Raw genomic sequence first — 11,474 nt, forward strand, 5'->3', positions numbered from 1 at the left:
GGGGCGACTCATGCAGTACGATACGCCGCAGCAAGTCTATCTTCATCCTAAAAATCTTTTCACCGCGCAATACGTCGGCGATCCAGCCATGAATTTTGTCGAGGGATCGGTTTCCACTTTAGAAGGTATAACCCGTATCGAATGCCCCTTTTTTAGCACCCAATACAATACTCATATACCGGGCCTGAACGGACACCTCCAGAAAAAAGTATTATTCGGTATCCGCCCCGAAGAACTGACCATCCAGCAACCAAACGGGGATTCGGTTTCCTTTCAGGCTAAGATATACGCCGTGGAAGGATATGGGGATTATTTCCTGGTAAGTCTCACGATAAAGGACTTGATATGGAAAATGGTGATTGTGGGTGATATAGGAACAGTCGACCTCCACAGCAATGAGTGGATAACGATCTACTTCTCCAAAAATCGTATGCATTTCATTGATCCTTCCACCGAGGAGGTCTTGTTGTAAGCAAAAAGCAAAGTAAAAGCATTTTTCTTCCATCGGGGGATTCTACGTTCTGGAAGAGGAGGTGAGAGATCGGAAAACAAGGAAGAGGTGTTTCACATAGTGGCTCGAAATCCTTTTCAAAATACCTTGGTAAGAGGAGGTTATTGACAATGGGAATGGGTCTTGTGAAGGTGAAAGTGTTGGCTATTGTACTGGTGTTAATGCTCTTTGGTAGCCTGATTGGAGGGCTGGCCGCAGCCCAGGACGAGGTAGTTCTCAGGGTGACCGGTCCGGACTGGGCGCCGAACTGGGCTTTGGCTGATATCTCCCGTGATTTTACTGCCCATGCGGAAGAAGTACTCGGTTATCCGGTGAGGCTGGAATTCGACTTATTCCCTTGGGGTGTGTATTATGAAAGACTCATGACCGCACTGGTGGCAGGGGAACCGGTCTATGACATTTTCATTGCGGATAGTCAGTGGTTGGGAGATTTGGCGATCAATGGGTTTATCTATTACTTGAACCCAATCCTAGAAGAAGACCCAGAGTTGCGGGAGATCATGGACAGCATGCATCCAGTTCTCCGTTCTGCCTACGGCTCATACCCTGACGGAAGTAAGCATTACTGGGGGTTCCCCGCCGTTGCCGACACTAAACTCATGCATGCCCGTTACGACCTTCTTTCCCATCCCGATGAACGAGCAGCCTTCAGAGAACAGTATGGCTGGGACCTTCCTTTAGAGTACGAAGACTTCCTTGAACTTGATTGGACCAGGTTCACCGACATACTTGAGTTTTTCACCCGGGAAGCCGGTGAAACCTTAGCCGGAGAAGTCCTGGAAAGTAATTTCTATGGGTTGGCCGAACAATACGGCAAAGAATACGATATGTTGATCATGGGGTTGCTCCCCCATATCTACGGCAGAGGTGGGGACATCTGGGACCGGGAAACCCGTCGGGTACAGAACGTACTCAACAGTGATCTCAATGTAGAGTCTTTTGAATTCTATATCAGTTTGTTGGAATATTGCCCACCCGGTGCCATCAACTATACCCTGTATGAAATCAACGACGCCATGGCTGCAGGAATAGTCGCCTTCGCCATTAACTGGGGAGTTATTGCCGAAGCGCTCTATGATCCTGAGCTTTCAGTAGTCCACGATAAACTGATAACGGTCCTGCCTCCCGGACACATCGATGTGAATGGAGAATTCAACCGTACCTCCAACATCGGTGGGCAGCCTTTCGTGATTGGTTCGGCAACCCAGCACATCGATGAAGTCGTCGAATTCATCAAGTGGTGGTATAGGCCGGAGAATGCCACTCGCTTTGCTCAGGCTGGCGGTCTTGGCTGCGTAGAGGAAGTGGTCTATAGTGAAGAATTCCTTGCGATGAAGCCCTGGCATCGAGCTTTTGCCGATAGCTTGGATCACCAGCTTGACTTCTGGAAAGAACCCCCCTTCTTTGAAATGCTCACAGTACTTCAGGAAACCTTCCACAAAGCCGTACTGGGCGAGATCACTGCCCGGGAAGCCATGGATCACGTGGCGAAGGTCCATACTGATATCCTGCTTCGTTGGGGGTACCTGCCCGAGTAAGACATTGTGTGGATTAGCGATAGATGGGGTCAGGAGTTTCCATCTATCGCTAATCTCTCCTGGAAAGCAAGAATCGACTAGACCGGTTGAGTCCATTATAGAAGCAATGGTGAGTTTCCCCCCCCTACTGATGACTGCTATAATAATTAAAGAAGTCGACTTGACAGAGGACCTGACGGCAGCGAGATAAAAATGAAGTTCTCCTTCTTCTTGCCATCGTCGCATAGGGTAAACAAGAATCCACCAAGAGGTGTTAGCGACAGGACAGGATTTATGTTCTGTGCCCCTGCCTATTAATAGCGGGGGGGCAACTCTATAATACACGTGGGGCAACGGATATGTCAGACAGGACTACAGGGAGCGTAGGGGCAAGCGAAGAAGAAATTAATCGGTAATGCCTTTCCCACAGGGCTTTGTATCCTCTTACCCTTTTATCCTTTATTAATAGGAGTGAGATGATGAAAAAAATGAGTAGGTGGAATAAATTTTTGGACCGGCGGCTGGCCACGACGATGGTCGCCCCTTGTATTATCATCCTACTGGGGATATTTCTCTTTCCTCTCTTGTGGTCGCTGGGATTGAGTTTTTATGATTACTCCGTGCTCCGGCCGTTTCCACCCCGTTTTATAGGATTTCAGCATTATAATGAAATCATCCGGGATCCTTATATCTGGGCGCGTTTTGCGACATCCATGCATTTTGTAGCCCTGGCGGTCGGCTTGCAACTCGTGCTGGGGGTCTCCCTGGCCTTTCTCATGTATGACAATTTCAAAGGGAAAAAGATTTTCATGGCCCTCATGCTTAGCCCGATGATGATGGCTCCGGTTGCGGTAGGCGCTTTTTTCCGTTTTATGTACGAACCAACCTTCGGCATCATTCCATATCTGTCTAGAACTCTTTTCAACGTGAATATCGGTTGGCTCATCGACCCCTCAGTAGCGCTTTATTCCCTGGTTTTTGTGGATACCTGGATGTGGTCACCTTTCGTGATGCTGTTTACTCTGGCTGGGTTGTTGTCCATACCCCAACATCTGTTGGAAATGGGAGATATTGACCGAGCCAGTTGGTGGCAGCGGTTTCGTAACATAATTCTTCCCCAAATCAAGCCCCTGCTCATTCTAGCCCTTCTCTTGCGAACCATGGAATCGTTCCGTTTGTTCGACACCATCTGGGTCATGACCGCGGGAGGCCCGGGTCTGGCCACTGAAACGCTGGCTATTACCCTTTACCGGGTGGCCTTTCAACACTACCATACCGGAAGGTCGTCCGCGATCGCCTATATCATGCTTATTGTGGTAATTGTACTGACCAATCTCTACTTGAGACTCGCCATGCGGCAAGAAGGAGCAAGGAGGTGACTATATGAACAATCGACGTGGAGTGTGGAAAGTGATCAAGCCTTATGTGGCTATCATTGTGAGTCTGATTTATTTTTCCCCGGTGCTATGGGTTTTTCTTACCGCCTTTAAGCCAAGGACCGACATTGTTTCTCCTGTTCCCAGGTTTATATTTGCTCCAACCCTGGATCATTTTTCCCGCCTTTTTTTTCGCCGAGTGACTACCGGAACGGGAGAGGTGCTTCTGGAGGCGACCCCCTTTGTCCGCTTTTTTAGCAACAGTATTTTTTTATCTCTGTTCAGTGTAGCTTTGGCCCTGGCTCTGGGGACATTCGCAGCATACGCGATATCTCGTTTTCCCATGAGAAACAAGGGGTTTCTCATGTTCTATATTCTTTCCAATCGGATGCTCCCGCCCATTGCGGTTGTTGTTCCCCTATACCTTATGTACCTGACGCTGGGTATTATGAACACCCATATTGGCATGCTTCTTCTTTACACCGCCTTCAGCATTCCACTGGCCATCTGGATGATGAAAAGTTTTTTCGATGACATTCCTCATGAAATAGAGGAAGCTGCCAGGGTTGATGGATCGTCGCGATTCAGGGCGTTTTACAAAACCGCGTTGCCCCAGGTGTGGGCGGGCATCGCCGCCACGTTCATAATCTCCTTGATTTTTGTCTGGAACGAGTTCTTGTTTGCCCTGATGCTCACCGGCCGGGAAACCCGCACAGTTCCGGTGGCCCTCTCCATTACTTTGCGAGGAGAAAGAGGGGTGGACTGGGGTTTACTGGCGGCAGTCGAGGGCATCTACGTGATTCCAGCCATCATACTGGCTTTTGTCGCTCAGGGCTATCTCCTGCGTGGCTTGACTTTTGGAACGGTCAGAAAGTGAGTTCTTGATTATGCATCGGGTTGAGCTGAGAAATATCGTCAAACGGTTTGGAAATTTCACTGCTTTGAAAAATATCGATATCGTGGTGGAAGAGGGAGAACTACTTTCTCTGCTGGGACCATCCGGGTGTGGCAAAACGACCACTTTACGGATCATAGCCGGACTCGAGGCTCCGACTGAAGGGGACGTGTTTATTGAGGGCAAAAGAGTCAATAATCTCAGCGCTTCCGAGAGAAACATCGCCATGGTTTTTCAGTTTGTCGCTTTGTACCCCTATATATCCGTGTGGGAAAACCTTGCCTTCCCGTTGAAAGCTCAAAAAATGCCAGCTGCAAAAATACACCAGAAGGTCAAGGAAATCAGTACGATTCTCGGGTTGAACCATATCCTCAACCGATATCCCCGGGACATTCACCCTGCCGAAGGACAAATGGTTTCAATCGGCAAAGCGGTGATCCGGGATCCGGAAGTCTATCTGTTCGATGAACCTCTTTCCCACCTGGATGCCAACATGCGGGTAAAAATGCGGGCCGATATCAAACATCTGCACGAAAGTCTGGGGCGGTCCATGGTCTTTGTCACCCACGACCAACTCGAGGCCATGGGCCTTTCTGATCGAATCGCCATCATGAGCCAGGGGGAAATTGTGCAAATCGGTCCCCCGCAAGAAATATTTCACAAACCGGTGAATCTGTATGTCGCCGATTTCGTTGGATCCCCTCCCATGAATTTCCTGGAATGCCGGACAGCACAGGATGGTGATGCTTGTTACCTGCAGAGTGATTCTGTGCGAATCAGAATAAAGAAAGAGCGCTGGATCAGGGCTGAAGAACGAGCGGGAAGTCAGCAATTCGCTCAGAAGACAATCGTCATGGGCATACGCCCCCGGCATATAAAAATTCATCAAACATCGGAGACCGGCAAATCCGGATTTCTGATCCCGGGTGTCGTTGAATTCATCGATCCCGAGGGAAAAGAGGTAGCATTGCATATAAGGCTCTCGGAATCGATCAGCCTCAAGGCCATGCTTCCTTTTCATTTTCAAGTCAAAGAAAAGGTGTGGATCGAACTGGAGCAAGATCAGATAAAATTATTCCTCAAGGATTCAGGGGAGGCCATTTTAGTATGAGTAAGCCAAATATCCCTTCGTACGAAGGAAGACTGCGGATTCGCCTGACCGTCAAAGCACAGCAGTGGGTCGATACCATTGCCATAGTTATAGCTTTGGTCGGTATTGTGCTGATGGGCCAAACGTATACCGTGACCCTTTTTACCGCTGGTTTTTGGATGATGGCCTTGGGGGGTTTTTTTTACATCTGGACTACGTTTCTCCCGAAAAGGGATCACTCTATTGTCCTTTCGCTTCGGGTGCTGGGAGCCCTTTTTGGGGTTCTGATGGCGGTGATCTTTCTGAGCCAGTATCTGGCGCCAATTTTTCTAGGAGTACCCCCTGCCGATCCTGCTGCTCCCACGGGGCCACCGAGAATACCGGGCATCGATTTTTAACCTTTTAAACCTTCACCCGCTTAATCTCTTGTAGTGCTGATATAATAGATATAATATCAGATGCAAAAGAGCAGGTGAGGGGCGCAGTGGGAGAAAACAATCTCTGACTGCATAAGGCAATCGAAGGTTGGGTGAAGCTCCCCGGCAGCGGGTTTTATCCGGTTTCGGCCCTGAGGCGGTATTTATATTTCCAAGGCCGTTGGAGAGTACCTGTGAAGTCCGAACCCGATATGATTGGAGGGTTCCGCCCCAGTGCACGGTGAAAACGTCAGTTCGGCCAGCGATCGGGCGATCCTCTCATCCGTCCTTATTTCACAATGTAAAAACAAGAGCTGATTGTGGGCTGGGGGGGCCGGAGCCCGGCCAATATCGCCTTATTTTTGATCCCTGGGGGATCTTTCCCTCCTTTTATTTCTTTTAAGCCGATACGGCGCTTAGCTTTCCCGCTGCGCCTTTCGAGGTGAAGACCGCTTATTCACCTGTTTCGGCCAACGGGATTTCCTACGGCAATTTTTGGCGACCAAGGGATTGCAAAACAGTGAATTCGATTGTCCAGAATTTGATTCAGACTTTTACCGGCTTGCCTGCGGGAAATCACCGAAGAACGGTTCTTTTTCCCTATCCGGTATTGGCTATGACCGGGTTCCTGGTGATGGGGTTTTTGCTGGGGGAACAATGGTCCATCCCGCATTATAGCCTTGTTTTATTCATGCTTGTCTCGCTGCTGGCCGCCGTTGTGTTTTTTTCAAAGAATGTGGGCTTTTTCCTGACTATGACGATCTTCTGGCTCAGTGCCGGTGCGTTGCTGTTCGGGCTGGTTTTTGAGGTTCCGATGCTCCGGCTCCTCCCGATGAATGGAAAACACCTGACCCTCGAGGGGCACCTGGAATGGGACGGACGCCGTTTTTTCCTCCGAGATATTAAGGGGTTTCCGGGATACGCCCCGTCACTGTTGGTCAAACCGGGTCGAGGAGCGGACCTCGCTACGGACGGGATAAATGTTCAATTGTCGGGCCGTTTCCGTCTGATCAATTCCTTTGCCAATCCGGGGGTGACGGACCTTTTCGATTTCTGGTGGAAACGCCGGGTTTTTGGGGAAATAACGGCCGAGTCCCTAACGGTTCTCGAAGAACAGGCGCTAATGAGAACCGTCTTGTCCGGGATTCACCGATTCCGGGAACGCTTTTTCGCCGGCTGGGAAAAGGACCTGGGGGAGACCTATCCTCTTTTTGCCGCGTTGGTCTGGGGAGAACGGGGAGAGGCATTTGACCGGTACTTTGAGGTACTCCGAAAATCGGGGATCTACCATGCTTTCAGCGTATCGGGGCTGCACATGGCACTTTTCGGAGGCTTGGTTCTGCTTATTTTTCAGGGTTATGCCCCGGTAAAAAAAATATCTTGGGTTTCGGCAATTGTCTTTTCCTTCGTTTATCTCATATTTTGTGGGTTCGTTCCCTCGGCGTTTCGAGCCTGGCTGATGTTTGCCCTTTTCCTGATCGGCCGCCAGTTGGGTAGGAGCGTAGCCGCCATCAATTTCCTGTGTTTGGCATTCGTCATCATGTTATTTCTTCAGCCGGAAACCGTGTTTCATGCCGGTGCACAACTCTCCTTCACCGCAACCGGAGGCATTCTCCTGGTTTCCGACCTGGCTGCCCGCCTCTCAGCCGGGGGCCATGGTCTTTTTCGTTACTTGAAAGGGTCAACTACGGTCTCCCTGGGCGTTTTCAGTACCAGTCTGCCGGTTCTGATTCTCCACGGGTTTTCTTTTTCCAGCCTGTCCTTTCTCGGTAACCTGCTCTTGATGCCGGTCATCCAGATCACCATTGGCTTGACTTTTCTGGGAACGGTACTGGGTGTGTGGCAGGGTTTACGCATGTTTATCCTACCCCTGATTCGCTTTTTTTTGTCTTTTTCTCTTGGGTTGGCGACTTGGTTTACGGATCATATTCCTTACCTGTACTGGGATTTTACCTCGCGAGCGAAACAGTGGGAAGGGCTATACGTCTGGCTTTTGATGATCGCCTGCCTTCTGGTGCTCTATCTGAGAAAGCGGCCGGGAAAGCTGATGGTCGCCTTGGTCGGGGTCGTGGTTTTCTTCTTGCTCTTGGTCGTCTTCCAACCCGGTCCACTTTTCGAATTTTGGGTGCTCGATGTGGGGCAGGGGTTGGGGACCGCTGTTTTGTATGGAGAGCGGGCTGTCGTGTTCGATAGCGGGGGAATCGTCAGAAACTATGGGAACGTCGGTGCTTCTGTTCTCAGCCCGTTTTTGCGCTATCAGGGGATCGAAGCCATCGAGGCAATATTCATAACCCATCCCCACCAGGACCACCAGGCAGGAACCGGCCCCTTGATGGAAAACTATCCAGTCGAAATGGTATTTTACCGGAAAAACGGCGCTCCGCTTGAAGCCCGCAACGTGTCGCCGATCGAAGATCCGGCCCGGTTTTTCTTCGCAGACCGGATCCTGGTACAGGTATATCCGGTTGACGGACCGAAGGTAAACGACCAAGCCTTGGTTTTTCGGATCGAGCTTCCCGGACTCTCTGTCTTGGTCAGCGGAGATATCGAAGAAGAAGGGATGCGGCAATTGTTTCGCTACGGGACTCACAATATCGAGGCCGACGTGCTGGTTATGCCCCATCACGGGCAGTACACGCCGGAAGTACGGGAACTTCTTTTGCGAAGCGGTAGTTCTTTTGCTATCATTTCGGTAGGAGAAAACCGCTACGGTCATCCCGATTACCGGACCCTGAAATTGTTGCACGAAATGGACATCACCACGTTCGTCACCGAGCGGGACGGTGGCGTCCGGATGGTTCCAAAGCCGGATGGTTGGAGGATTGAAACGTTTGGCAAATCTGGGATTCGAACAGTGGATCAAGAGTGACGCGCCGGGAGAGCGATTTATCTGTTTTCATCTCCAGGTGAGCCGTTCCGTTTGGGAAGACGCTTTCCTTCCCCGCTGTCTCACGCGATTCCGGGCCGAACGGGTGGTCCGTATTACCAGTGAGGAAGATTGGGAGGAAGTCAGATACGACCTCTGCCAGCCATCGTTGTTTTCCAGGCGGATACTGGTACTGCTGGAGGAAGTGGGAAGTAGGTTGGCCATGTCTCTGTGGGAGGAAAAGAAGTTAGGTGCTGATACGACCGTTCTCTATCTGCTTCGGGAATTACCTGGGAAATGGTGGGCGGAAGTTCCGATAGTGATGGTTTCGGCAACTGATCGGCAATTTCTGGAGAATCTAATCCACCGGTGTGGAAGAGCGATACATCCTCAAGCACTCGGGATCCTGGTTCGGTTATGGCGGGACTATGACCTCAAGCCGTCGGACATTACCCAATGGGTGAAGCAACTGAGCGGAAAAAACTCTATTGAGGCGGGGGAAGTGGAAAGCTATTTTGAACGGTCAGAAAAAGTATTGCTTTTCGGATTTCTGGATGCCGCAAGCTCCAGAGATCTCTCCTTGGCCTATCGCATGTTTACCGGGCTTATGAAAATTGGGTATCCGCCGCCGCTTGTTTTAAGCCATCTGGCTCGAAGGTTCCGCCTCATGCTCCAGGCCCTGGAAACGAAAGAATTGAAAGTTGATCTTTGGAAAGGCACAAAACTCAGCCCTTTCGAATTCAATAAGATTAAGAAAAACGCTGGGAAGTACACCGTCCAACAAATCAAAGCGATTTTTGCCGCACTCAGCCGTGTGGACTGGCAGCTAAAGTCTCAGAGCATTCCTTTTGACCTGTTGATGCTTGACTTTTTCACGGCGGTTCCCATTGAAAGAGCTTCCCGGCGGAGAAGCGGCGGGTGGCAAGCGGTTCAGGGCCCGGAGCAGACCCGATCTTTGGTCAGGAAGCAGCCGTCGCCCGATTCAACCGGCGAGTCAGACGGGACTTGATACGCCCGGCTTTGTTTTTATGAAAAACACCTTTTGAGGCGACCATATCGACCTGCTTGGCGACCTGAGGTATCAGCAACCGGGCTTCAGCAAGCTTTCCCTCGTCCACCATTCGGGTGAATTTTTTAATCAGTGTTTTGGTGGTAGACATCTGAATGCGATTCTGCAATCTTCGCTTCCGGTTTTTGTATAGACTCTTCAAAGCTGATTTGGTATTGGGCATCTTCACACCTCGTGATGGATTTTCAGGAACGAAGCCCATTGTATCATCATGCTTTTGGAAATTCAACAACCGGAAACAGATCACTGTCAAACTTCCCTTGAGATCAAGCCATTGAGCGCCAGCCGCCCAGCTGATTTTTACGAGTGGTCCGCGGGATTTCCAGAGGATTTCATACGACGGTCCCCTTGTTTGTGCTTGGTTCTGGGGACCGCCGGAAACATTGGACCCCCCTGGTATAGAGGCATACCTCTCGTAGAAAGCGATTGACTAACGAGAAGCGGATGTGGTACAAAGGCAGGGTTGCCAGCGAGCGACAGGGAGGAACGAAAAGAACCGAAAACAGGAGACAGTTGCGCCACGCAGACAGTAGTCAGGAAGGATGAATGGGGTTGGGATACAGCGGAGAGGAAGTCGGCCGGGAAGGCCATTCAGCTAAGGTTTTTTCTGCAGCAACCTAGTAACGTTCTATGCATCGACAGGTTTTACAGGAGGCAAAAGGTGAGTCGTCGTTTGTTTGAATTCAGTGCGGGCATGAGCCACGGGGTGAATGATATTTACTGGTTCATCCTCCCTTCCATCCTGCCAGCGATACTCGAACAATTCAGGCTGGGGTATGGAATGGCCGGGGGGATGCTCGCGACTTTTTTGGGGACTATCGCCCTATTTTCCATCGTTTTTGGGCGATGCTCCGACCGCATTGCTCGGTGGAAATTGATTGGGTATGGCTTCCTTGCGGTTTCCGCCGGAATGGTCCTGACCGGTATGGCCGGATCGTTTCCTGTTTTTCTGGCTCTGATCCTGGTGACCGCCGTCGGAATCAGCACTTATCATCCCACGATTTATGCCGCGATCGATGAGTCGACTGTTCACAGACGGGGGAAGACCTATGGAAAATTCGAATTCTGGGGAACGTTCGGGATCAGCGTCATGTTTTTTTCCTACGGGACGCTTTTAAAGGTCCTGGACTGGCGGGGGTTGTTCTTCATTTCCGCCTTGCCGGCACTTTTTGCGGGGATTTTCTATCTTCGCAACCGTGGAGGGATTGTTGGTGACCCCTCAGGTAAGACTAACGAGGATCCCGGTCCCGTCCCGTCCCGTACCCCCTTTCTCGTCAGTGCTCTTTTTTTCCTGGGCGTAACGGTGCGGGTTCTCAGTATTGCTGCTGTCGTCAATTTCGTTCCCACCTATCTTGTCCGGGAAGTGGGCCTCGAAGTGTGGACGGCCAATTACGGGTCGGCTTTTATTTTTTTGGGAGGCATGCTCTTTGTACCTATAGCCGGTATTTTGGCTGATCGCTGGAAACCCCTTCCAGTACTCCAGGTACTGGCGGCGGCCACCGGTCCGGTGATTTTTTTGATTGGAAGTTTTCAAAGTTTATGGATTCTGATTCCGATCCTGGTCTTTTTCGGTGGGTGCTGGTTGGGTGTGATGCCGTCTCAGAGCATGATGCTTTCCTTGCTGAACTCGGCTACGGGCAAGGGACAGGCCTTTGGTCTACTGATGGGACTTATGACCATCACCAATGCTCTGGGGCCGGGCTTCTTCGGATTGGTAGCCGATCGGATCGGCCT

Annotated in this window: 10 protein-coding genes; 9 read left to right on the plus strand and 1 reads right to left on the minus strand. The window is 50.6% G+C overall.

Annotated elements, in window-relative coordinates; translation table 11 throughout:
- The 8 genes from VLH40_05405 to VLH40_05440 form a co-directional block, all read left to right on the plus strand.
- Positions 1 to 472, plus strand: a 472-nt coding sequence (locus tag VLH40_05405; protein HSV31444.1) for a hypothetical protein, incomplete at its 5' end; no start/stop codon positions are given.
- 149 nt (positions 473 to 621) lie between these two features.
- Entirely contained in the window at positions 622 to 2,049 is a 1,428-nt protein-coding gene (locus VLH40_05410) for an extracellular solute-binding protein (protein HSV31445.1), read from the plus strand.
- Between the two features lie 455 nt (positions 2,050 to 2,504).
- Positions 2,505 to 3,407 (plus strand): sugar ABC transporter permease, encoded by a 903-nt coding sequence (locus VLH40_05415; GenBank protein HSV31446.1) that lies wholly within the window; start codon positions 2,505 to 2,507, stop codon positions 3,405 to 3,407.
- 4 nt (positions 3,408 to 3,411) lie between these two features.
- Positions 3,412 to 4,281: a carbohydrate ABC transporter permease gene (locus tag VLH40_05420; GenBank protein HSV31447.1), complete on the plus strand. Its 870-nt coding sequence runs from the start codon at positions 3,412 to 3,414 to the stop codon at positions 4,279 to 4,281.
- A 10-nt stretch (positions 4,282 to 4,291) separates the two neighbouring features.
- On the plus strand, positions 4,292 to 5,410 hold the full coding sequence (locus VLH40_05425) for an ABC transporter ATP-binding protein (protein ID HSV31448.1): 1,119 nt from the start codon (positions 4,292 to 4,294) through the stop codon (positions 5,408 to 5,410).
- Positions 5,407 to 5,787, plus strand: coding sequence for a hypothetical protein (locus VLH40_05430; GenBank protein ID HSV31449.1), 381 nt, complete (start codon positions 5,407 to 5,409; stop codon positions 5,785 to 5,787). Before VLH40_05425 ends, VLH40_05430 begins: the two co-directional genes overlap by 4 nt.
- A gap of 538 nt (positions 5,788 to 6,325) precedes the next feature.
- Positions 6,326 to 8,674 (plus strand): DNA internalization-related competence protein ComEC/Rec2, encoded by a 2,349-nt coding sequence (locus VLH40_05435; GenBank protein ID HSV31450.1) that lies wholly within the window; start codon positions 6,326 to 6,328, stop codon positions 8,672 to 8,674.
- The gene (locus VLH40_05440) at positions 8,628 to 9,680 is read left to right on the plus strand and encodes a hypothetical protein (GenBank protein HSV31451.1); all 1,053 of its coding nucleotides are present in this window, start codon (positions 8,628 to 8,630) and stop codon (positions 9,678 to 9,680) included. Before VLH40_05435 ends, VLH40_05440 begins: the two co-directional genes overlap by 47 nt.
- On the opposite strand, the gene rpsT is transcribed toward VLH40_05440, so the two are convergent.
- Positions 9,631 to 9,903: a 30S ribosomal protein S20 gene (gene rpsT, locus VLH40_05445; GenBank protein ID HSV31452.1), complete on the minus strand. Its 273-nt coding sequence runs from the start codon at positions 9,901 to 9,903 to the stop codon at positions 9,631 to 9,633. The two genes, VLH40_05440 and rpsT, sit on opposite strands and share 50 nt — an antisense overlap.
- A 498-nt stretch (positions 9,904 to 10,401) precedes the next feature.
- On the opposite strand from rpsT, the gene VLH40_05450 reads away from it, so the two are divergent.
- On the plus strand, positions 10,402 to 11,474 hold a 1,073-nt coding region (locus VLH40_05450; GenBank protein ID HSV31453.1), incomplete at its 3' end, for an MFS transporter.

The organism is Atribacteraceae bacterium (assembly GCA_035477455.1).
GTDB lineage: Bacteria > Atribacterota > Atribacteria > Atribacterales > Atribacteraceae > DATIKP01.

Bases quoted from the DNA above. Each gene is read 5' to 3' on its own strand.
- VLH40_05410 (HSV31445.1), top strand. From the start codon at position 622: ATGGGAATGGGTCTTGTGAAGGTGAAAGTGTTGGCTATTGTACTGGTG.
- VLH40_05415 (HSV31446.1), top strand. From the start codon at position 2,505: ATGATGAAAAAAATGAGTAGGTGGAATAAATTTTTGGACCGGCGGCTG.
- VLH40_05420 (HSV31447.1), top strand. From the start codon at position 3,412: ATGAACAATCGACGTGGAGTGTGGAAAGTGATCAAGCCTTATGTGGCT.
- VLH40_05425 (HSV31448.1), top strand. From the start codon at position 4,292: ATGCATCGGGTTGAGCTGAGAAATATCGTCAAACGGTTTGGAAATTTC.
- VLH40_05430 (HSV31449.1), top strand. From the start codon at position 5,407: ATGAGTAAGCCAAATATCCCTTCGTACGAAGGAAGACTGCGGATTCGC.
- rpsT (HSV31452.1), bottom strand. From the start codon at position 9,903: ATGCCCAATACCAAATCAGCTTTGAAGAGTCTATACAAAAACCGGAAG.